The organism is Falsiroseomonas stagni DSM 19981 (genome assembly GCF_900114315.1).
GTDB classification, from domain to species: domain Bacteria; phylum Pseudomonadota; class Alphaproteobacteria; order Acetobacterales; family Acetobacteraceae; genus Falsiroseomonas; species Falsiroseomonas stagni.
This window is the reverse complement of sequence record NZ_FOSQ01000001.1, coordinates 1,178,608-1,199,467: the sequence shown is the minus strand read 5'-3', so window position 1 is coordinate 1,199,467 and position 20,860 is coordinate 1,178,608. Positions and strand designations below refer to the sequence as shown.

Below are 20,860 nucleotides of genomic sequence, written 5' to 3'. Positions count from 1 at the left end.
GCCGCCGGGAGGAGGCGATGGCGGTGAGCAAGGAGGCGGTCGAACTCTATCGGGAGCTTGTCGCGAAGAACCGCGACGCCTTCCTCCCCAACCTCATCACGGCCCTTGGCGGACGAGGCCGGGCACTGCTGGGGGCCGGAGACGCCGATGGCGCGGTGGCGTGCTTCCTGGAGGCAGCGCGAGCCCTGCGGCCCCTTGCCGCAGCCCATCCGGCGGCCTTCGGCCAGCTCTTGCGGGCGTTGCTGCGGGACTGCGCGCAAGCCTTGCAGGCTGCGGGGCGCGAGGGCGAGTTCACTGCCGTGCTGGCCGAGTTCGGCGCAGAGGCGGTGGCGGACGAGATGCCGCCGGCGTGGCAGGAAGCACTTCGTCTCATCGAGGCCTTGGCCGAGACACACAAGGCGGCAGCAGCGGCGCCCTCCCCCGCGGCATGGGCAACCGCGCAGGCGGCGCTGGCCAAGCTGGCGGCTCATCTGGCCGCGCATGAGGACGCCCCCTTTCTCGAACCGGTGCGGCGGGCCGTCGCCAAGGCGTTGCAGGCGACCCAGGACGGATCGCGGCCGGCGCCGGATACCGCCTGACGCCCCCGATGGCGCCTTCCGCAACCGGCGAAGCGCGCCGTGGCGGCACGGCTGGCCGCCGCGCCCGGGGCGAGGCCTGGCCCGGGCGCCAGCCGGCTTCCTGGCCTTCCGGCTGCCACGCGGGCAGCGGAGGGCTGCCGTCAGGCCCCACGCCGCCGCGCGATCGGGGCCATCCACCGGTGGTCCGCGATCCGCCTGGCGCGGCATCCCGCGCCGCCGGGGAGGGGCTGGCCCCTCCCCTACCCCGCCGCGCAGCGTTCCGTCGCCGACAGCAGGGCGACCCGCGCGCGGCCGCCGCTGCTCGCGCCCGGCAGCGCCGCGGCATCCGCGGCGACCGGCAGCAGGGCGGTGACATCCACGCCGGTCGCGATGCCCATGCGCCCGAACATCCAGGCCACATCCTCGGTCGCGACATTGCCGGTCGCGCCCGGGGCGAAGGGGCAGCCGCCCAGCCCGCCCGCGGCCGCGTCGAACACCCGCACCCCCGCCTGGTAGGCCGCGAAGGTCGTCGCCAGCCCCAGGCCGTAGGTGTCGTGGGCGTGATAGGCCCAGGCCGTCACCTCCGGGCAGCAGGCCCGCGCCGCCGCGACCAGCGCCGCGACATGGTCCGGCGTCGCCCGGCCCGTCGTGTCGCAGGGGCAGATCTCGATATCCGGCCGCAGCGCGGCAAGGCGGCGGATGAGGTCCAGCACCGGCCCGACCGGCATCCGGCCCTCGAAGGGGCAGTCGAAGGCGGTGGCGAGGTTGAGGCGCAGTTCCGCATCGGCCGGCAGCGCATCGAGCATGCGCGCGTAATCCTCCACCGATTCGGCGACCGACCGGCGGACATTGCTGCGGTTGTGGGATTCCGACGCCGAGAGGACATAGACCAGGAAGCGCGCCCCCGCCGCCAGGGCCTCGCTCGCCCGCTTCGCCGTCGGCACCAGCACCTGCGGCCGCAGGCCGGGGATGGCGGCGGCGGCCTCCACCAGCGCCGCGCCGTCGCGCAGCTGCGGGATGGCGGTCGGGCTGACGAAGGAGCCGATCTCGATCCGCCGCAGGCCCGTGGCGGCCAGGCGGCGCAGGAAGTCGATCTTGGTCGCGGTCGGAATCCACGGCCCGATGGGCTGGAAGCCGTCGCGCGGCGCAACCTCCACGATCTCCACGGCGTCCATCAGCAGATCCCTTCCTGGTGCAGCGCGGCGATCTCCGCCGCCGAGAGGCCGAGCAGGCCGGCCAGGACCTCCCCGGTATGGGCGCCGACGGGCGGGCCGGCCCAGCGCACCGCGCCGGGATCGTCGGGCAGCAGCGGCACGATGCCGGGATGCAGCATGGGGCCGAGTGCCGCATCCTCCACCTGGCGCACCATGCCGCGGTGGCGGAATTGCGGGTCCGCCGCGCAATCCGCGATGGTGTAGGCCCGCGTCGCCGGCACGTCGGCGGCTTCCAGCAGCCGCTCCAGCTCTGCCGCCTCCAGCCGCGCGGCCCAGGCGCCGATCGCCTCGTCCAGCGCCGCGCTGTTGGCGACGCGGGCCTGGTTGCCCAGGAAGCGCGGGTCCTCCGCCAGTTCCGGCTGGCCCATCAGCGTGGCGAGCTTGCGGAACAGCGGATCGGAATTGGCGGCGATCAGCACCCAGATTCCGTCGCGGGACCGGTAGGCGTTGGTGGGCGCGGCGGTCGCGATGCCGCCGCCGGTGGGCTGACGCACGGTGCCGAGCGCGCCGTATTCCGGCAGCGCGCCTTCCAGCAGGCTGAAGATCGATTCCGTCAGCGCGACATCGAGGCCCCTGCCCCGCCCATCGCCGCGCCCGGCCGCGTCCCGCTTCCACAGCGCGGCCATGATGCCGAAGGCGGCGTAGATGCCGGCGACGCTGTCGCCGATGCTGATGCCGACGCGCACCGGCGGCAGCTCCGTGGTGCCGGGGGGGTGGTTGGTCAGGTGGCGCAGGCCGCCCACGGCCTCCCCGATCACGCCGAAGGCCGCGCGGTCCCGCTGCGGCCCGTCCTGGCCATAGCCGGAGATGCGCGCGATCACGAGGTCCGGCCGCGCGGCCCGCAGCGCTTCTTCCGACAGACCGAGGCGATCGAGCTGGCCGGGGCGGAAATTCTCCACCAGCACGTCGCATCGCGCGACCAGGCGGAGCACGATCTCCCTCGCCCGCGGCTTCTTCAGGTCGAGCGTGATGCAGCGCTTGTTGCGGGCATGGACGGACCACCAGGCGGATTGGCCCTTCACCCGCGCGCCCCATTGCCGCACGGGATCGCCGGCGCCGGGCGGTTCCACCTTGATGACATCGGCGCCGAGATCGCCCAGCAGCCGCGTGCAGAAGGGCGCCGCGACGAAATGGCCAAGCTCGATCACGCGCAGCCCCGCGAGCGGGCCGGTGCCCTCAGCCATAGGTCGAGACCTCCACCAGATTGCCGTCGGGATCGCGGAGGTAGAGGGAGGTGATCGGCCCCGTCGCGCCGGTGCGCGGCACGGGGCCGAGTTCGATGGCGAAACCCTCCCGCTTCAGATGCGCCTCGACCTCCGGCAGCGGGATCGCGGCGATCAGGCAGAGATCGGCGCTGCCGGGCGCGGGCTGCGCGGCGCGCGGCAGGATCGGTGCCTCCTTCGCGACATGGACATTGATCTTCTGCCGGCCGAAGGACAGCGCCAGCCTTCCGCCGCCGAAGCGCTCCTCCCGCATGCCGAGGCCGCGGACGTAGAAATCGATGGTCCGCGCGGCGTCCGCGACGGTCAGGACGAGATGGTCGAGGCGGTCGATCACGGCGGCGGTCATTCCTGCGGGATGTTCATGGCGCGTACGACCTCGGCCCATTCCACCAGCTCGCGCTCGACCCGCGCCTGCAACTCGGCCGGGGTCATGCGCCGCATCGCCGCGCCCTGCGCCTCGGCCCGGCCGCGGTAGTCCGGCGACGCGATGATCGCATCCACCGCCGCGGCGAGGCGGGCGACCAGCGGCTCCGCCATGCGGGCCGGCGCGAAGAGGCCGAACCAGGCCTCCGCGCTCAGCCCGGGCAGCCCGGCCTCGGCGGCGGTGGGCACGCCGGGCAGCACGGGGTGACGTTCCTGCGCCGACAGGAACAGGGCCCGCAGCTGGCCGTTCTGGATGAAGGGCAGCGCCGGCGGCGGCGTGGTCAGGAAGATCTCCACGCGGCCCGCCAGCAGGTCCTGCATCGCCGGGCCGGCGCCGCGATAGGGCACGTGTTCAAGCTGGATGCCGGTCAGGCGCTTCAACTGTTCGGTGCCGAGATGCTGCACCGAACCATTGCCGGAGGAGGCGTAGTTCAGCTTGCCCGGATTCGCCTTGGCGTAGGCCACAAGCTCCGCCAGCGTCCGGGCGGGGACCGAGGGATGCAGCAGCAGCACCTGCGGGACGTCCATCAGCAGACCGATGGGCACCACGTCGGTGCGGGGGTTCCAGCCGAGGTTGCGGACCACCGCCGGGGCGCCGACATGGAAGCCGGAATACTGCACCAGCAGCGTGTGGCCGTCCGGCCTGGCGCGCATCACGGCCTGCGCGCCGATCACGCCATTCGCCCCGGCGCGGTTGTCGACGAGGACCGGCACGCCGAGCTGCTGGCTGAGCGGTTCCGCCAGCAGGCGCGCGGCGAAATCCGTGGTGCCGCCGGGGGCGCTGGGCACGACGAGGGTGACGGGGCGGCCCGGTGCGAAATCCTGCGCGCGCGCCGGCAGGGCGGCGGCGGCGGCGAAGGCGGCCAGCAGGGTGCGGCGCCCGGGATGGCAGGATGGCCGCGGGGCGGCGCGGCCGGCAGGGGCGGGTCGATCCGGCGGGGATACGGGACGATGGGGCACGGTTCGGCTCCGCTGGCTTTGTTGTCCTGGACGTCGCCGCGGCGGCCTTCCGGCGCTTGCGGCGCGGGCACCCTGCCGATGGGGCCCGCGCCGCTCCAGTCGTCATGCGGCACGGCAGGCGTCGCGGATCGGCAAGCCGCCCCCGCCCGCTATGGCGAAGTCAGGTGCCCCACGAGCAGCCGCGCCGCGGCGGAGAGCCCTTCCGGCTGCCGCAGGCAGAGCGCGAGGGGGCGCACCGCCCAGGGCTCCTCCAACCGGCGCGTGGGCAGGGCGCCGCCGGCGGGCATCGCGGCGGCCGGCAGGATCGACAGGCCGAGCCCGGCCTCCACCAGGCGCCGCACGCCGTCGAAGCTGGCGACCAGGACGCGTTCGCGGAGATGGCCGCCGATCCGCGCGGCCTCCGCCCGGTAGAGGCGTTGCAGGGCGCTCGGGTCCTGCAGCCCGACGAAGGGTTCGTCCAGCAGATCGGCCAGGCGAAGCCCCGCCCGCGCGGCCAGGGGATGGCCGGGGGGCAGCAGCACCATGAGGGGATCCTCCCGCCAGGGCAGCACGGTCAGCCCCTCCGGCACCGGCACGGTGGCGGAGAAGAGGCCGAGTTCCGCGACGCCGGTCTGCACGGCGTGCAGGATCTCGACGCTGGTGCGTTCCTCCAGCGAGACGCGCAGGCCGGGATGCGCCTGGAGGAAGGAGGAGAGCAGGTCCGGCAGCCTGCCGCTGATGGCGGAGATGTTGGCATGCAGCACGACGCTGCCGCGCGCCCCCCCGGCATGCGCATCGAGTTCCGCGGCCATCCGTTCCAGCAGGCCGAAGAGATCGGCCAGGCGGTCGAGCAGCATCAGCCCCGCCGCCGTCGGCTCCACGCCCCGGTCATGGCGGCGCAGCAACTGCACACCGACGCGGCCTTCCAGTTCCGCGATGCGGCGGCTGACGGCGGATTGCGCGATGTGCTCGCGTTCCGCGGCGCGCGCCAGGCTGCGTTCCTCGGCCGCCGCGGCGAAGATCCGCAGCGTGACGAGATCGAGCCCGAGCGTCGCCCAGTTGGGCCGGTAGCGTGGCTTCATGCGGCGGCCCCCTTCCCCCGGCGCAACCTCGCGCGAAAGGGCGCGCGCGTCACGGGGCCTTCGCGGCGCCCTGCCGTCAGAACTCCGCGTCGAGTTCGAGTTCCGTGATCCGGGGCTCCGGTTCGTCGAGCGCGGCGGCGATCCATTCGCGCAGGTCGGGCCAGGCCTCGATGGTGCGGGCATAGGCCTCGCAGGTCTCGTCCAGCGCCACATGGTAGGTGCGGGCGCGCATGATGACGGGGGCGTACATGGCATCCGCGATGGTCGGGCGGTCGCCGAACAGCCAGGGGCCGCCCCATTGCGCCAGGCAGTCGCGCCAGAGGGAGAAGATGCGGTCGAGGTCGCCGCGGGCGGCGGACCAGACGGTGAAGCTCGGGATGCTGGCGCGGAGGTTGAACGGCAGGGAGGAGCGCAGCGCGTGGAAGCCCGCATGCATCTCTCCGCTGATGGCGCGGCAGCGGGCGCGGGCGATGCGGTCCTCCGGCATCATCCGCGCCTCGGGGAAGCGTTCGTTCAGGTATTCGGCAATGGCGATCGTGTCCCACAGCTCCGCGCCGTCATGCTCCAGGCAGGGCAGCAGGATGGAGGAGGCGTTGTTGAGCAGTTCCGCGCGGGTGGAGGGATCATCCGGGGAGACGGTGATGACGCGGAAGGGCAGGCCGGAGAGGCGGGCGATGAGGAAGCCGCGGAGCGACCAGGAGGAGTAGTTGCGGCTGGAGATGCGCAGGATGGCGGCCGGCGGGGCGGGCTTCACCGGGGGCTTGCGCGGCTTCGTCGCGGACATGGCGCTGACCTTCCTGCTGGCGCGGCGACGGTAGCAGCGCCTTCGCGGTTGCGAAACGGGCCCGGGCTGGCACGATGGGCGCCAGTGATGATGGGGCCCATCGGATGATCTACCGGGCATTGCAGGCAAGGCAGGACGCGCTGGCGCCGCTGCGGGCCCATGCGAAGGGGATGGCGGGGTGGCTCGGCCCCTGGGGGCTGGCGCATCCGCTCTTCGATGGCGTGCGCGCCATGCGGGCGGCCGCGGAGGTCTTTGCCGGTTTCGCGGTGACGCAGGCGCGGCCGGATTTCGGGATCGCGCCGGTGCGGGTGGGGAACCGGCTGGTGGAGGTGACGGAGGAGGTGGTGGCGGCGACGCCCTTCGCCTCCCTGATCCGGTTCCGGACGGATGTGGACACCCCCCTGCCCCGGGTGCTGGTGGTGGCGCCGATGAGCGGCCATTTCGCGACGCTGCTGCGCGGCACGGTGCAGGTGCTGCTGCAGGACCACGACGTCTACATCACGGATTGGCACAATGCGCGGGACGTGCCGCTGGCTGCCGGTCGCTTCGGGCTCGATGAATTCATCGAGCATGTGATGCGGTTCCAGGAGGCGATCGGGCCGGGCGGGCATGTGCTGGCGGTGTGCCAGCCGGTGGTGGCGGTGCTGTCGGCGGTGGCGCTGATGGCGGAGGACCGGAACCGTGCCTCCCCGCGCAGCGTGACGCTGATGGCGGGGCCGATCGACGCCAGGCAGAACCCGACCAAGGTGAATGAACTCGCCAGCGGGCACGGGATCGAGTGGTTCGAGCGCAACCTGATCGCCGCCGTGCCCTGGCGGCACAAGGGGTCGGGGCGAAGGGTCTATCCGGGGGCGTTGCAACTCTCGGCCTTCATGCAGATGAACATGGACCGGCATCTGAAGGCGCATCAGGACCAGTTCTGGGCGCTGTTCGACGGCGATGTGGCGCGGGCGGCGCAGCACCGGCGCTTCTATGACGAGTATCTCGCGGTGATGGACCTGCCGGCGGAGTTCTTCCTGGAGACGGTGAAGACCGTGTTCCAGGACCATGCGCTCGCACGAGGCGAGATGATGTGGCGCGGCCGGCGCGTGCGGCCGGAGGCGATCCGGCGCACCGCCATCATGGCCGTGGAGGGGGAGAAGGACGATATCTGCGGCATCGGGCAGACGATGGCGGCGCTCGATTTGTGCCGCAGCGTGCCGGTGACGATGCGGCGGTACCATCTGCAGACGGGGGTGGGGCACTACGGCGTGTTCAGCGGGCGGCGCTTCGCGCAGGCGATCTATCCGCGGGTGCGGGAGATGATCCAGGCGAATGAGGGATAGTCAGGACCCGGTGCGCGGCGGGTCGAGATACAGCGGGCTCTCCAGATATCGCCGCAGCCAGTATCGGGTGACGACGCCGATGGCGGCCGCCATCGGCACCGCCAGCAGCACGCCGAGGAAGCCGAAGGCGACGCCGCCGGCGAAGAGGGCGAAGATCACCCAGACCGCGTGCAGTTCCACCCGGTCCCCCAGCAGGCGGGGGTAGATGATGTAGCCCTCCACGATCTGGCCGGTGATGAAGACCGCCGCCACCAGGCCGACGCCGTTCCAGGTGCCGAACTGCGCCATGGCCAGCAGGATCGCCGTGACGAAGCCGGTCAGGCTGCCGACATAGGGGATGAAGGACAGGATGCCCGCCATCAGCCCGACCGTCAGGCCGAGTTCGAGGCCGACCGCGCTCAGGCCGGTCGCATAGTAGACAGCGAGCAACCCGCAGCAGAGCAGCTGGCCGCGCAGCCAGGCCGACAGCACGCGGTCGGTATCGCGGGAGAGCTGGCGCAGCACGGCGGCGTTGCGGCGGGGCAGCCAGGATTCAAGCCGCGCCATCATCGCCTGCCAGTCGCGCAGCAGGTAGAAGCCCACCACCGGCGTCACCACCAGCAGGGTGAAGACGTTGAACAGCGCGACGCCGCCGCCGATCAGCCGCGCGACGGCGGTGCCGAGGAAGGTGATGATCTGCCCGGCCTGGCTGACGACGAGGTCGCGGAGCTGGGTGTCCACCACCTCCGGCCCCAGGGCTTCCTGCAGCCGTTCCAGCGCCTGGCGGACCAGGCTGCCGATGCCGGCGACATAGGCCGGCAGGCGCGTGACCAGCACGCCGATCTGCGCGACCAGCAGGGGATAGAGCAGCAGCATCGCCAGCAGCGCGAAGGCCGTCAGGCCCATCACCAGCAGGAAGGCGGCCAGCCCGCGCGGCACGCCGAGGCGCGTCAACTGCCGGGCCGGCGGGTCGAGGAAATAGGCGATGCAGGCCGCCAGCACGAAGGGCGTCAGGATGGCCGAGAACAGCCAGAGGCTGAACAGCAGCACCGCCGTCGTGCCGATGACGAGCCCCCAGCGCTCCGCCCGCGTCGCCATGCGGGCACCGGGGGAGGCTGGCCAGGAGGCGGGACGCGGTTCCGGCTTCGGCGCGGGCGCGGGCAGGGCGGGCGGCGTGGCGGGGGGCTTGCTGCCGCTCATGCTCGGCCCCGCGCGGCCTGGGTGACGTAGGCGGCGCCGGAGGCGAAGGTGCTGGCGGCGACCAGCCAGATGAAGACGTCGATGACCACCGAATCACCCATGCCGTAGCCCGCCAGCAACAGCGCGCCGGCGGCCAGCGTGATCTGCAGCGCGGTGTTCAGCTTGGAGACGAAGATCGGCTGGATGCGCGGCGGCTGGCCCAGCACATAAAGCACCAGCACGCCGCCCACGATCAGCAGGTCCCGGAAGACGACGAGAATCGCGAGCCAGTCCGGCAGCACCCCGATGCTCGCCAGCGTCACGTAGATCGACACCAGCAGCGCCTTGTCGGCAACAGGATCGAGGATGGCACCCAGGGTCGAGCGGCTGTGCCGGATGCGGGCCAGCCAGCCATCGATGGCGTCCGACACCCCGGCCGCGACGAAGACCCAGAAGGCGAGGTCGAGGCGGTGGTTCAGCACCAGCCAGACCGCCCCCGGCACGGCGCAAAGCCGGGCGAAGGTGATGACGTTGGGCCAGGTGAAATAGGCGTCCGCCGGCACCACCGCGGGCCGGGGCGGCAGGGTGGAGAGGGGCGTGCCCTCCGCCGATGGACCGGCCTCGGCCGGCTTGCGGTCAACGGCCTCCGGCAAGGCTCAGGCGCCATCCCTCGCCGGGTCGCGAATCGATCGGGCCGGGCGCCAGGGCGATGCCGTTCTGCGCCAGTTCGGCCGCGGCTTCTGGCGGCTGGGTGCGCAGGCCGAGGCGCAGCCGCGCCCTTTCGCCGGTCAGGCTCACCACATCGAAGCGGGCGACGGGGGAAGCCGCGCCGAGGCGGCGGGTGATCTCCACCCATTCCGGGAAGGACCGATAGACCGCCACGACATCCAACGTCGCGACGGCCGGGCCGCCGACACCAGGCGCCTGGCTGGTCGCGCCGGGGGTGGCCGGGCCGGTGGCGGCGCCGCCTGGGGTGCTGAAGAGGGTCCCCGGCGCGCCGATGGCACCCGGGTTGCGGCCGCCCATGGCGGCGACGCGGCCGGGGTTGAAGTTCACCGTCAGCCGCGCGGAGTAGCCGCGCTGGGTGATGCGTTCGGATTCGATGACGAGGGACTGGACCAGGCCCTCGATCTGCGCGTCCGGGATCCCGCGGGGCAGGCCGAGGGCGGCGGCCATCCGCTCATAGGCGGTGCGCTGGCCGGCATTCAGCGCGCGGTCGCGGGCGATGACCGCGGTTTCCGCCGTGGCCTCGGCCGGGACGCCGCGCTGGATCAGCGGGTTTTCTTCAGGTGTCGCCTGGGCGAAGGCGGGTGCGGGCGCGGCGAAGGGCGCCGCGAACGCCATGGCGGCGCCGAGCACCATCGCCTGCATTGCCGTCCGGGGCCGGAAATGGTTTTTTCCGCCCCGCTGGCTGCGCCGCTCGCTGACCGGCATATCGCCATCCCTACCGTTGCAGGCACGTCGTGCCTGTGTGCCGAATACCCGATCGGGGGCCGCCATGACCAGCCTGACCTACCGCGACGCCGGAGTGGACATCGAAGCCGGCGATGCGCTGGTGGATGCCATCAAGCCCCTGGCGCGCAGCACCGACCGGCCCGGAACGATGGGCGGCCTCGGCGGTTTCGGCGCGCTGTTCGACCTGAAGGCGGCCGGGTTCCGCGACCCGGTGCTGGTGAGCTCCACCGACGGCGTCGGCACCAAGCTCAAGCTCGCGATCGACAGCGGCATCCACGGCTTCGTCGGCCAGGACCTGGTGGCGATGTGCGTGAACGACCTGGTGGTGCAGGGCGCGGAGCCGCTGTTCTTCCTGGATTATTTCGCGACCGGGAAGCTCGATGTCGCGCAGGCCGCCTCCGTGGTGGGCGGCATCGCGGAGGGCTGCCGGATCGCGGGCTGCGCCCTGGTGGGGGGTGAGACGGCGGAGATGCCGGGCCTCTACAAGGGCGGCGACTACGACCTGGCGGGCTTCACGGTGGGGGCGGCGGAGCGCGATGCGCTGCTGCCCAGGGCCGATGTCGGGCCGGGGGACGTGCTGCTGGGCCTGGCCAGTTCCGGCGTCCATTCCAACGGCTATTCGCTGGTGCGCCGGATCCTGGAGGGGACGAACCTCACGCTCGCCTCCCCTGCCCCCTTCGCGTCAGGGCAGAGCGTGGCGGAGGCGCTGCTGGCGCCGACGCGCATCTATGTGAAGCCGGTGCTGGCCCTGCATAAGGCGGGGAAGCTGAAGGCGGCGGCGCATATCACCGGCGGCGGGTTGCCGGGCAACCTGCCCCGCGTGCTGCCGGCGGGCGTGGTGGCGGTGCTGGATGCGGCCGCCTGGACGGTGCCGCCCGTCTTCGCCTGGCTGGCGCGGGCCGGCAATGTCGCGGCGGAGGAGATGCTGCGCGTCTTCAATTGCGGGCTCGGCATGGTGCTGGTGGTGGCCGCCGACGATGCCGAAGCCGCGACGGCGATGCTGGCGGAGGCGGGCGAGACGGTGTTCCGCATCGGCGCGCTGGCGGCGGGCGAGGGTGCGGCCGCCGTCCGCATCGACAACCTGCGCGAGGGCTGGCCCGCTTGACCAGGCGGGTCCCGACCGCGGTCCTGATCTCCGGCCGCGGCAGCAACATGGCGGCGCTGCTGGACGCGGCGGCCGACCCTGCCTACCCCGCGCGGATCGCGCTGGTGCTGTCCAACCGGGCGGATGCGGGCGGGCTGGAGCGCGCCCGCGCGGCGGGCATCCCGACCGCGGTGGTGGAAAGCCGCGCCTTCAAGGGCGACCGGGCGGGGTTCGAGGTGGCGATGGAGGCCATGCTGGCCGAGCACGGGATCGAGCTGGTGGCGCTGGCCGGCTTCATGCGGGTGCTGACGGAGGGGTTCGTCGGGCGCTGGCAGGACCGGCTGGTCAACATCCACCCGTCCCTGCTGCCCAGCTTCAAGGGGCTCGACACCCATGCCCGCGCGCTGGCGGCCGGCGTCCGGCTGCATGGCTGCACCGTGCATCTGGTGCGGCATGGGGTGGATGAGGGGCCGATCCTGGCCCAGGCCGCCGTGCCGGTGCTGGCGGGGGACACGGAAGCGACGCTCGGCGCGCGGGTGCTGGCGGAGGAACACCGGATCTACCCCGCGGCGCTGGCCTGGCTGGCGGCGGGGCGCGTGCGGGTGGCGGGGGAGATCGCGCATGTCGAGGCCCCGGGCGCGGATGGCGCCCTGGCGAACCCCTTGCCGGGCTGGGCGCCACTTTCTAAAAGGGCGGCCGAAGGCTGACGCTCAACGAAGGATCCCCCATGGCTGACCACGCCCCCGCGACGTATGAACTGGTCGAGGTGAAGGCCGAGGACATCATGGCCGAGCGGACGTCGTTCTATGACGGCTTCCTGAAGGGCACGACCTGGGGCATCGGCCTGACCGTCGGCATCCTGGTGCTGCTGGCGATCTTCGTGGTCTGAGGGCCCGGGCCGGGCGGCCCGGTTTCCATTGCCAGGGCACGTGGCCTTCCGATGATTCCATCTGGGCGCCTGTTGCTCCAGGCATAGCCCCCCTGGCCGGACCCTCGGATGGCATTCAGGGTCATCCCGGGCATCGCGCCGGCCTGCCGAGGCGCGACCCATCCTGACGCATCATGGGCCTGACGCCGTCTCGGCATCGAGGCGCCGGAGGAAGCGCAGCAGCAGGCCTGTCACGGCCGCCGGCTGCTCCAGGCTCGGCAGATGGGCGGCCCCGGGCAGGACCTCGCCTTGTGCCGCCGGCAGCGTCGCCACCATGTGGCGGCACCGTTCCTGGATATGCGGGAAATCCAGGTCGCCCCAGGCCACCAGCGCCGGGACGCGCAATGCCGCCAGGCGCTGGTAGGCCGGCGCCGTATCGAGGCTGGGCGCGGCCGGCAGCGACCGCAGCGCGATGCCGTTCATCGCCAGGAACAGATCCCGCACGGGCCCGGTGACGCGCCCCTCCCCGGCCAGCGGCCCATCGAGCCAGAGCCGCGCCTTGATCGCATTCACCTGGTCGAGGTCGCCGGCCCGCTCCGCCGCCGCCTGTCGCGCCAGCAGGGCGGCGATGGCGGGGGGATGCGCCGGTTCTGGCGCGCCGCCGACGCTGGGGGCGATCAGCACCAGGGCGCGCACCCTGTCGGGGTGGAGTAGCGCGGCGTCGATCGCGATCCGGCCGCCCTGGGAGCAGCCGACCAGGATCGCCGGCCCCGCGGCGCCAAGGGCATCGAGGACCGCCAGCAGGTCGGCCACGGGCGAGAAGGGCGCCCGGCCGGATTCGGTCCTCCCGAAGCCCCGCCGGTCATAGGCGATGGCCCTGGCAAGGGTGCCCACTTCCTCCATCTGGCCAGGCCACATGCGGCTGTCGGCGACATTCGCGTGCAGGAAGACGACCGGGCAGCCCGCGCCCCTCTCCTCCGCCGCCAGGCGGGCGCCGTCCACGACGACATGATGGCCCATCGGCATGGCCTTGCCCCTCATTCCCCGTCGCCCATGCAGGCTACGGCATGCGGGCGCCGCGCGTCCTGCCCGGCGCGGGATGCCAGGGTCACGCCCGGCGCATTGCGAAACGGCGCGCCGGGCGGAAGGATGGCCCCATGAGTCGAGAAGGCCGGCGATCCATGACGGACGGCATCACGGGCTGGCATGCCCATGTCTACTACGACCCCGATCAGACCCGCGCCGTGGCGGCGCGGCTGCGGGAGGCGATCGGGGAACGCTTCCCCGGCGCGGTGCTCGGGCGGTGGCATGATCGGCCGGTCGGGCCGCATCCCACATCGATGTATCAGGTGGCCTTCGGGGTGGACCTGTTCCCGGCGCTGGCGCCGTTCATCGCGCTGAACCGGGAAGGGCTGACCGTGCTGCTGCACCCGGAGACGGGGCGGCAGCGCGCGGACCATACGGCCCATGCCCTGTGGATGGGGGCGGTGCTGCCGCTGGATGTGAGCGTACTGCCGGAATAGGCGGGGGCGCCCCCCCTCACCCAACCCTCTCCCCCGTCGGGGGGAGAGGGCTTTCGGGATCAACCGTCGCGCTGGTCGCGATCGCGGTCGCGGTCCCGATCCCGGTCGCGGGTGTCGGACTGGTTGTCGTCCTGGTCCATGCCCCGGTCGCCCATGTTACGGTCGACATGGCCGTTGCCGTATTGGGGCGCGTTGATCTGCTGGGCCATGCCGGAATCGTCGCGGCGCATGGCGAGGTCGGGCTGGTCGCCGTTGCCCTCTCCGCCGCCTTCCTGTTCCGGGCCGTTCTGGTAGCGGCGCTGCTGGTGCTGGGGCGGGCCGCCCTGCTGCTGGGCCGCCTGGCTCATCGCGTTCAGGATGCGGAAATAATGCTCCGCGTGCTGGAAGTAGCTTTCCGCCATCACGCGGTCGCTGGCGCTGGTCGCGTCGCGGCCGAGCTGGAGATACTTCTCGAACAGCTGCTGGGCGGTGCCGCGCAGGCGCATGTCCGGGCCATTGCTGTCGAAGACATGGTTGCGGTTCATCGGCTGGTGGCCGCCGCCACCGCCCCCCCCGCCACCACCGCCGCCGCCGCCACCGCCGCCGCCCTGGCGGTACGGACCGCCGCCGCCGCCACCTCCGCCCCCGTGGCGGTTGCCGCCGCGGCCGCGCATGCGCTTCATGTTCATTGGTATGGCGTTCGCCGTCTCGCAATCGCGCCGCCGTGCGGGAAGGCCCCGACCGGGAACGCGGCATCTTCGGGTTGCGTCATCGCGGCGCGCGGGCTGGCGGGAACCGGGCCTGTGCCCCTGGACCCCCAATGCCCGGCCGCTTCTGCCGGCGGTGCCGGGACGCGCAAAGGCTTCCCGGGCCGCATGGTCAACCTAGTGCGCTGGCGCCGGGCCGACAAACGGTTTTTTCGCCAACCCCCCTTTTGCCAGCAGCAGGGCGCGTTCGATGCCGCCCAGGTCGGCGCGGCATCCCGCGGGTTCCAGCCCGGCGCCGCGGGCCAGGCCCTCCACCGCCGCGCGCTGGCCCTGGCCGAGTTCCAGCACCGCGACTCCGCCAGGCGCCAGCAGCGCGGGCAGCGCGGCGGTGATGGCGCGATAGGCATCGAGCCCATCCGCCCCGCCATCCAGCGCCAGCGCCGGTTCGTGCCGGGCGACATCGGGCATGAGGCCGGCGATGGCGTCGCGTTCGATATAGGGAGGATTCGACAGCACCAGGTCGAAGGCCGAATCGAGCGCGGCGGCCCAGTCCCCGGCCAGGAAGGCGCTGCGGTCCGCGAGCCCATTCTCCCGCGCGTTGCGGGCGGCGAGCGCGGCGGCTTCCGGCGCGCGATCCAGCCCGATGCCGAAGGCGGCGGGGCGTTCGGCGAGCACCGCGAGCAGCAGGGCGCCGGTGCCGGTGCCGAGGTCGAGCACCCGGATCGGGCGCTTCGGATCCGGGAAGGCCTCCAGCGCCGCTTCCACGAGCGATTCCGAATCGGGACGGGGGATCAGGGTGGCGGGGGAGACGGCGAGGTCGAGTGTCCAGAAACCCTGGCGGCCGAGGATATGGGCGACGGGGGTGTGGTCCAGCCGGGCCTTCAGCGATTGCCCGAAACGGGCGGCGGCCTCGGCCGGGACCTCCGCGCGGGGGTTGCGCAGCAGGGCATCCTGGGTGGTGCCGAGGGCATGGGCGAGGAGGAGACGGGCCTCGTAGCGGGGCTGGTCGATGGCGGCGGCGCGCAGGACCTGGCCGGCCTGGCAGAGGTAGGCGCCGATGGTGCTGCCGGGGGGGCATGTCATCGCGGGCGATGTGGGGAAGGCGCTGCCTTCCCCACGCCCCATCCGCCAGGGGCGTGGCGCCCCTGGACCGTCGTCAATGGCCTGGGTTCCAAGGGCCCGCTGGCCCTTGGCCGGGGGTGCGGGGGGCAGAGCACCCCGCCATGCGCCCTCATTCGGCCTCGGCCGCCAGCCGCGCGGCTTCGTCCTCCGCCGTCAGCGCCCCGATGATCTCGTCGAACTCCCCCTGCATGACCCGGTCGATCTTGTGCAGCGTCAGCCCGATCCGGTGGTCCGTCACCCGGCCCTGGGGGAAGTTGTAGGTGCGGATGCGCTCCGACCGATCGCCGGTGCCGACCTGGGACTTGCGGTCGGCGGCGCGGGCGCTGTCCAGGCGGTTGCGCTGCGCGTCGTAGATGCGGGCGCGCAGCACCTTCATGGCCTTGGCGCGGTTCTTGTGCTGGCTCCGCTCCTCCTGCATCGCCACCACCGTCCCGGTCGGAATGTGGGTGATGCGGACGGCGCTGTCGGTCTTGTTGACGTGCTGGCCGCCAGCGCCGGAGGCGCGATAGGTGTCGATGCGCAGGTCGGATTCATTGATCTGCACATCCACCTCCTCGGCCTCCGCCATCACGGCGACGGTGACGGTGGAGGTGTGGATGCGGCCCTGGCTTTCGGTCGCGGGCACGCGCTGCACGCGGTGGACGCCGGATTCGAATTTCAGCCGGGCGAAGACGCCGCGGCCCTCGACCGTCGCGGTCGCGCCCTTCACGCCGCCGAGTTCGCCCTCGTCATATTCCAGCACCTCGAACCGCCAGCCCTGGGTGGCGGCGTAGCGCTGGTAGGCGCCGAAAAGCTCCGCGGCGAAAAGGGCGGCTTCGTCGCCGCCGGCGGCGGGGCGGATTTCAAGGATCGCGTTGCCCTGGTCCGCGGCGTCGCGCGGCAGGAGCATCAGGCGGATCTCCCGCTCCAGCACCGGCAGGCGGTCGCGCAGCGTGAAATACTCGGGCTCCGCGAGTTCGCGCAGTTCGGGGTCGGCCAGCATGGCCTCGGCCTCGTCCCGGCCGCGTTCGGTGGCGCGGTATTCCTGCACCTTCTCGACCAGCGGTTCGAGGTCCGAGAGTTCCTTGGAGAGCGCGCCGACCTGCGCGCCATCCGCCGTGTTGAGCTGGTGGCGGATTTCCTCGGCGCGGGAGAGCAGGCGGTCGAGTTTCTGGGGAAGGCTCATCCGATCAGCCTGGCCACGGCCTCCGCGGGGGGGATGCGGTCCTGGGTGCCGGCATCGAGGTCGCGGAGCTGGACGACCCCTTGGGCCACCTCATCCTCCCCGAGGATCAGGGCGGCGCGGGCGCCGATCTTGTTGGCGCGTTCCATGCGGCGCTTGAGATTGCCCTTATAGGCGATCTCCGCCGTCACGCCGGCCGCGCGGAGCTGCTGCGTGAGCTGGATGGCGGCGGGTTCCTGCGCCTCGCTGACCGGGATCACGGCGACGGGGCGCGGGGCGGCGGGGCTGGCGGCGAGGAGCATGGACAGGCGTTCGACACCGGCGGCCCAGCCGACGGAGGGGGTGGCGGGGCCGCCCATTTCCTCGACCAGGCCATCATAGCGGCCGCCAGCCATGACGGTGCCCTGGGCGCCGAGGCGGTCCGTCACGAATTCGAAGGCCGTGTGGCTGTAGTAGTCGAGGCCGCGGACGATCCTCGGGTTTTCCCGGGTGGGGACGCCGAGGGTCTCCAGGTGCTTCAGGACGGCGGCGAAGAAGGCCGAGGCAGCGGGCGTCAGGTAGGGCTGGATGGTGGGGGCCGTCGCGACGATCCGGCGGTCGCCCTCATCCTTGCTGTCCAGGATGCGCATCGGGTTCTTCTCGAGCCGGATGCGGCTGTCCTCGGACAGGCTGTCCTTGTGCGCGGTGAAGTGGGCGACCAGCGCCGTGCGGTAGGCGTCGCGGCTCTCCGCGTCGCCCAGCGTGTTGATCTCCAGCACCACGCCATCGCTGATGCCCAGTGCCTCAAGGATGTTCCAGCCGGCGGCGATGACTTCCGCATCGGCCAGCGGCTCGGCGGCGCCGAGGATCTCCGCGCCGATCTGGTGGAACTGCCGGTAGCGGCCCTTCTGCGGACGCTCGTAGCGGAACATCGGCCCGGCATAGAAGACCTTGCGGGGCAGGTTGGACTGCGTCAGGCCGTTGGAGACGAGGGCGCGGCAGACGCCGGCCGTGTTCTCCGGCCGCAGCGTGATGGAATCGCCGCCGCGGTCGGTGAAGGAATACATCTCCTTCGAGACGACGTCGGAGGTCTCGCCAAGGGACCGGGCAAAGACGCGCGTGTCCTCGAAGATCGGCGTGGCCCATTCCTCGAAACCGTAGAGCCCCGTGATCCGCCGGGCCGCGGTGACGACGTGGTGATACCGACGAAAATCCTCGCCGATCAGGTCACGGGTGCCGCGGACGGGCTGGAGGGGTGTGCTGGCCATGGGGGGCGTATCGCGCCTGCGGCGCGTAGGAGCAAGAGGCGCGAGGCGCGCGTGGGGGCAAGGGGCGGCGTTGGTCAGGGCGTTTCGTCGGGGGGAATGAGGGGACGGAGACGGCTGGCAAGCCGCGGCATCGCAATCGTCACCGTTTCCCACAGACGATCCAGGTCAACGCGCCCGTAGTCATGGACGACAACATGCCGCATCCCGATGACGGCGTGCCAGGGAATGTCAGGGAGCGAACTGCGGAAGCCATCGGAAAGCTTGGCCGCTGCTTCGCCGACGACGCTCACACATCGTTCCACGGCGTAGCGGTGGATGTCGCTTGTCCGGAAACCTTCCGCATCCATGCCGTTGACGAAGCCCGCCGCGCGGTCGCAGTACCAGACGATATCGAGCGCCAGGGCCCAGTCCCGAGCCTCGTCACGCCGCATGGCGCGTCTCGGTATAGAAGGGTCTGGCATCCGCGAGGATGCTGCGGCGGCGGATGTAGTTGTGGCTCGCCATGAGGACATGGCGTTCCAGAACATCGACCTTGCGGCCGAAAACCGTCTCCAGTGCTTCCTCGAACTCCACCAACGCCGCGAAGTCGCGCTGGCTGCCGGGTTCGAACTCCACCAGCAGGTCCACATCGCTCCGCGCCGGGTCGAAATCATCACCCCGCGCGGCCGATCCGAAGACCTCCAGCCGGGTCACGCCGAAGCGGCGGCAGAGTGCCGCGATGGCGTCCCGGTGGCGGAGGATCTCCGGGTGCACGGGCTACTCGGCGGCCTGCTTCTCGGCCGCCTGGGCCTCGGCGGCCTTGGCGGCCTTCATGGCGTCGGCGCGGGCCTCCACCAGGCCGACGATGTGCTCGACCATCTCCTCGGTCTTCACGGTGTGGCTGGTCTTGCCCATGCCGTAGACCATGTGGGTGCCGGCCCCGCCGCCGGTCAGGCCGATATCGGTCATCAGCGCCTCACCGGGCCCGTTCACCACGCAGCCGATGATGGAAAGGGAGATCGGCTGGTCGATATGGGCCAGGCGCTCCTCCAGCTTCTCCACCGTGCGGATCACGTCGAAGCCCTGCCGGGCGCAGGAGGGGCAGGAGATGACCTTCACGCCGCGATGGCGGATGTGCAGCGACTTGAGGAGTTCCCAGCCGACCGCGACCTCCTCCTCCGGCTCCGCGGAGAGGGAGACGCGCACCGTATCGCCGATGCCGGCCCAGAGCAGCGAGCCCAGGCCGATGGCGGATTTCACCGTGCCGGCGCGTCGGCCGCCGGCTTCCGTGATGCCGATATGCAGCGGGTGGTCGCAGGCCTCCGCCAGCTGCTGATAGGCGGCGACGGCCAGGAAGACGTCGGACGCCTTCACGCTGATCTTGAAATTGTCGAATCCCTCCTGCAGCAGGTGGTCGGCATGCCACAGGGCGCTTTCCACCAGCGCATCCGGGTTGGGCTCCCCGTACTTCTCCAGCAGGTGCTTCTCCAGGCTCCCGGCGTTCACGCCGATACGGATGGAGCAGCCATGGTCGCGGGCGGCCTTCACGACCTCCTTCACCCGGTCCTTGCTGCCGATATTGCCGGGATTGATGCGCAGGCAGGCGGCGCCGGCCTCGGCGGCCTCGATCGCGCGGCGGTAGTGGAAGTGGATGTCGGCGACGATCGGGACGTTGACCTCGCGCACGATCTCCTTGAGCGCGGCGGTGCCTTCCTCGGTGGGCACGGAGACGCGGACGATGTCGACGCCCGCCAGTTCGCAGCGGCGGATCTGTTCGATCGTCGCCTTGGCGTCCTCGGTGGGGGTGTTGGTCATGGTCTGGACGGTGATGGGGCTGTCGCCGCCGACCGGGACCTTGCCCACATGGATCAGCCGCGACTTGCGGCGGGCGATCTGCTGGTAGGGGCGATAGGCCATGCTGCGTCCGTGGTCCCTGGTTCCTTGGCCCTGAGCATAGGATGCCGGGGCCGCGGATCACAGGGGGAAGCCGCGCGCGCCTCAGTTGGTGCGGATGGTCGCCGGCGGCGGGGCGTTGCTGGCCGTCGCGGGCACCAGGCGCTGCCGCAGGCGGTCGGGGTCGAGCGACACGTTGCGGCGGACGCCGATGATGCCCTCCAGCGCCGGGGAGAGGGTGTTCTCCACCACGATCTCCAGCGCATCGGCGCGGCCGGTATCCAGCAGCAGGCCGTCCCGCGGCGGCACGGGCCAGTGTTCGCCGGCGCGGAGCACGCGGTTCAGCAGGACCTGGCCGTTGCGGGGGTCCCGCACCTGCAGCCAGACGCCGTTGTCCCCGCTATTGGCGCGGGCGCGCAGCGCGACCCTGGTCCCTTCCGGCAGCCCGGCGATAAGGGGCGGCGGCGGGGCGGGCGCCGGGGCAGCCGCGGGCGGCGCGGGCGCGGCGGGGACGGTGGCGGCCTGGGCGGCGGTCCCTGGCGCGTTGACGCCGCCGGGCGGCGGCAGGGCGGAAAGCGGCAGCGCGCCCTCACCCCGGTTGGCATTGGCGCCGGGCAGCTGGCTGCGGCCCTGGTCGGCGGCGGCCTCCAGCCGCGGCGGCACGGGCGGCACCACATCGACGGTGCGGTTGCCGCCGCCGGTCCAGTTGAACCAGGCGACATAGGCGCCGATGACGATGACGGCGCCGATGCCGATCACGCCGCCGGCCGGCATGCCGCGTTCCGGCACGGGTTCCGGGAAGACCAGATCCGTCTTGCGGGTGACGGCGGCGCCGGACAGGTCGCGGAAGCGGCGGACCATCTCATCGGCGTCGAGGCCGAGCGCCACCGAATAGGTGCGGACGAACCCCACGGCATAGGCGGCGCCGGGCAGGTCCGCGATGCGGCCTTCCTCCAGCGCTTCAAGGTAGGGGCGGCGGATGCGAAGCCGCTGCGCCATCTCCTCCACCGACAGGCCGAGGGCCAGGCGGGAGTCGCGAAGTTCCTCACCGACCCGCGCGGCCTCTGCGCCGGTGGAGTCGGGCTTTCGGGGGATGCGCTTCAGGTCGTAGGGCACGGCATGGACACCTAGCGCGG

The 20,860-nt window shown here is 72.2% G+C and carries 24 protein-coding genes; 6 read left to right on the top strand and 18 right to left on the bottom strand.

Annotated elements, in window-relative coordinates:
* The coding region (locus BM041_RS05595; protein ID WP_217648619.1) for a hypothetical protein at positions 1 to 578 on the top strand (578 nt) is incomplete at its 5' end.
* Positions 579 to 817: 239 nt separating this feature from the next.
* On the opposite strand, the gene BM041_RS05590 is transcribed toward BM041_RS05595, so the two are convergent.
* From BM041_RS05590 to BM041_RS05565, 6 genes are all read right to left on the bottom strand, one after another.
* The gene (locus BM041_RS05590) at positions 818 to 1,732 is read right to left on the bottom strand and encodes a hydroxymethylglutaryl-CoA lyase (protein ID WP_175533755.1); all 915 of its coding nucleotides are present in this window, start codon (positions 1,730 to 1,732) and stop codon (positions 818 to 820) included.
* Entirely contained in the window at positions 1,732 to 2,955 is a 1,224-nt protein-coding gene (locus BM041_RS05585; protein WP_092956589.1) for a CaiB/BaiF CoA transferase family protein, read from the bottom strand. The genes BM041_RS05590 and BM041_RS05585 overlap by 1 nt, the downstream gene beginning before the upstream one ends.
* Positions 2,948 to 3,328 carry a VOC family protein gene (locus tag BM041_RS05580; protein WP_245761937.1) on the bottom strand — a complete coding sequence of 127 codons (381 nt, stop codon included), beginning with the start codon at positions 3,326 to 3,328 and terminating at the stop codon, positions 2,948 to 2,950. Before BM041_RS05580 ends, BM041_RS05585 begins: the two co-directional genes overlap by 8 nt.
* 8 nt (positions 3,329 to 3,336) lie before the next feature.
* Positions 3,337 to 4,377, bottom strand: a complete 1,041-nt coding sequence (locus tag BM041_RS05575; protein ID WP_217648618.1) for a Bug family tripartite tricarboxylate transporter substrate binding protein — start codon at positions 4,375 to 4,377, stop codon at positions 3,337 to 3,339.
* Between the two features lie 149 nt (positions 4,378 to 4,526).
* Positions 4,527 to 5,438 carry a LysR family transcriptional regulator gene (locus tag BM041_RS05570; RefSeq protein WP_175533754.1) on the bottom strand — a complete coding sequence of 304 codons (912 nt, stop codon included), beginning with the start codon at positions 5,436 to 5,438 and terminating at the stop codon, positions 4,527 to 4,529.
* Positions 5,439 to 5,514: 76 nt separating this feature from the next.
* Complete coding sequence (locus BM041_RS05565) at positions 5,515 to 6,222, bottom strand: glutathione S-transferase (RefSeq protein ID WP_092956581.1); 708 nt, start codon at positions 6,220 to 6,222, stop codon at positions 5,515 to 5,517.
* A 104-nt stretch (positions 6,223 to 6,326) separates the two neighbouring features.
* Between BM041_RS05565 and BM041_RS05560 the strand changes: the two genes are divergently transcribed.
* Entirely contained in the window at positions 6,327 to 7,547 is a 1,221-nt protein-coding gene (locus tag BM041_RS05560) for a polyhydroxyalkanoate depolymerase (protein ID WP_092956578.1), read from the top strand.
* On the opposite strand, the gene BM041_RS05555 is transcribed toward BM041_RS05560, so the two are convergent.
* Genes BM041_RS05555 through BM041_RS05545 form a run of 3 tightly spaced genes read right to left on the bottom strand, consistent with a single transcriptional unit; the run spans position 7,548 to position 10,076 of the window.
* A complete protein-coding gene (locus BM041_RS05555) occupies positions 7,548 to 8,726 on the bottom strand; it encodes an AI-2E family transporter (protein WP_245761936.1) in 1,179 nt (392 codons plus the stop codon).
* Entirely contained in the window at positions 8,723 to 9,358 is a 636-nt protein-coding gene (locus tag BM041_RS05550; protein ID WP_245761935.1) for a CDP-alcohol phosphatidyltransferase family protein, read from the bottom strand. The genes BM041_RS05555 and BM041_RS05550 overlap by 4 nt, the downstream gene beginning before the upstream one ends.
* Entirely contained in the window at positions 9,342 to 10,076 is a 735-nt protein-coding gene (locus BM041_RS05545; RefSeq protein WP_092956575.1) for a hypothetical protein, read from the bottom strand. Before BM041_RS05545 ends, BM041_RS05550 begins: the two co-directional genes overlap by 17 nt.
* Before the next feature lie 127 nt (positions 10,077 to 10,203).
* On the opposite strand from BM041_RS05545, the gene purM reads away from it, so the two are divergent.
* The 3 genes from purM to BM041_RS29880 are packed head-to-tail and all read left to right on the top strand — an operon-like array spanning position 10,204 to position 12,133.
* Entirely contained in the window at positions 10,204 to 11,265 is a 1,062-nt protein-coding gene (purM, locus tag BM041_RS05540; protein WP_092956572.1) for a phosphoribosylformylglycinamidine cyclo-ligase, read from the top strand.
* Between the two features lie 47 nt (positions 11,266 to 11,312).
* The gene (purN, locus tag BM041_RS05535) at positions 11,313 to 11,951 is read left to right on the top strand and encodes a phosphoribosylglycinamide formyltransferase (RefSeq protein WP_092957540.1); all 639 of its coding nucleotides are present in this window, start codon (positions 11,313 to 11,315) and stop codon (positions 11,949 to 11,951) included.
* Positions 11,952 to 11,971: 20 nt separating this feature from the next.
* The gene (locus BM041_RS29880; protein ID WP_139225962.1) at positions 11,972 to 12,133 is read left to right on the top strand and encodes an aa3-type cytochrome c oxidase subunit IV; all 162 of its coding nucleotides are present in this window, start codon (positions 11,972 to 11,974) and stop codon (positions 12,131 to 12,133) included.
* A 171-nt stretch (positions 12,134 to 12,304) separates the two neighbouring features.
* Here BM041_RS29880 and BM041_RS05530 read toward each other — a convergent pair whose 3' ends face one another.
* Positions 12,305 to 13,138, bottom strand: coding sequence for an alpha/beta fold hydrolase (locus BM041_RS05530; protein ID WP_092956569.1), 834 nt, complete (start codon positions 13,136 to 13,138; stop codon positions 12,305 to 12,307).
* Positions 13,139 to 13,269: 131 nt separating this feature from the next.
* Here BM041_RS05530 and BM041_RS05525 point away from each other — a divergent pair, with 131 nt between their 5' ends.
* Positions 13,270 to 13,635, top strand: a complete 366-nt coding sequence (locus tag BM041_RS05525) for a DOPA 4,5-dioxygenase family protein (protein ID WP_217648617.1) — start codon at positions 13,270 to 13,272, stop codon at positions 13,633 to 13,635.
* 59 nt (positions 13,636 to 13,694) lie between these two features.
* On the opposite strand, the gene BM041_RS05520 is transcribed toward BM041_RS05525, so the two are convergent.
* The 8 genes from BM041_RS05520 to BM041_RS05485 form a co-directional block, all read right to left on the bottom strand.
* The gene (locus BM041_RS05520; RefSeq protein ID WP_408735394.1) at positions 13,695 to 14,288 is read right to left on the bottom strand and encodes a DUF4167 domain-containing protein; all 594 of its coding nucleotides are present in this window, start codon (positions 14,286 to 14,288) and stop codon (positions 13,695 to 13,697) included.
* Between the two features lie 210 nt (positions 14,289 to 14,498).
* Positions 14,499 to 15,404, bottom strand: a complete 906-nt coding sequence (gene prmC / locus BM041_RS05515) for a peptide chain release factor N(5)-glutamine methyltransferase (protein ID WP_092956560.1) — start codon at positions 15,402 to 15,404, stop codon at positions 14,499 to 14,501.
* A gap of 148 nt (positions 15,405 to 15,552) precedes the next feature.
* Positions 15,553 to 16,608 carry a peptide chain release factor 1 gene (gene prfA / locus BM041_RS05510; protein ID WP_092956557.1) on the bottom strand — a complete coding sequence of 352 codons (1,056 nt, stop codon included), beginning with the start codon at positions 16,606 to 16,608 and terminating at the stop codon, positions 15,553 to 15,555.
* On the bottom strand, positions 16,605 to 17,852 hold the full coding sequence (gene hisS / locus BM041_RS05505) for a histidine--tRNA ligase (protein WP_092956555.1): 1,248 nt from the start codon (positions 17,850 to 17,852) through the stop codon (positions 16,605 to 16,607). The genes prfA and hisS overlap by 4 nt, the downstream gene beginning before the upstream one ends.
* Before the next feature lie 74 nt (positions 17,853 to 17,926).
* Positions 17,927 to 18,283, bottom strand: coding sequence for a HepT-like ribonuclease domain-containing protein (locus tag BM041_RS05500; protein WP_175533753.1), 357 nt, complete (start codon positions 18,281 to 18,283; stop codon positions 17,927 to 17,929).
* On the bottom strand, positions 18,273 to 18,605 hold the full coding sequence (locus tag BM041_RS05495; protein WP_092956549.1) for a nucleotidyltransferase family protein: 333 nt from the start codon (positions 18,603 to 18,605) through the stop codon (positions 18,273 to 18,275). The genes BM041_RS05500 and BM041_RS05495 overlap by 11 nt, the downstream gene beginning before the upstream one ends.
* A gap of 3 nt (positions 18,606 to 18,608) precedes the next feature.
* Positions 18,609 to 19,748 carry a flavodoxin-dependent (E)-4-hydroxy-3-methylbut-2-enyl-diphosphate synthase gene (ispG, locus tag BM041_RS05490; RefSeq protein WP_092956545.1) on the bottom strand — a complete coding sequence of 380 codons (1,140 nt, stop codon included), beginning with the start codon at positions 19,746 to 19,748 and terminating at the stop codon, positions 18,609 to 18,611.
* Between the two features lie 81 nt (positions 19,749 to 19,829).
* Positions 19,830 to 20,840: a helix-turn-helix domain-containing protein gene (locus tag BM041_RS05485; protein ID WP_092956542.1), complete on the bottom strand. Its 1,011-nt coding sequence runs from the start codon at positions 20,838 to 20,840 to the stop codon at positions 19,830 to 19,832.
* Between the last annotated feature and the right edge of the window lie 20 nt (positions 20,841 to 20,860).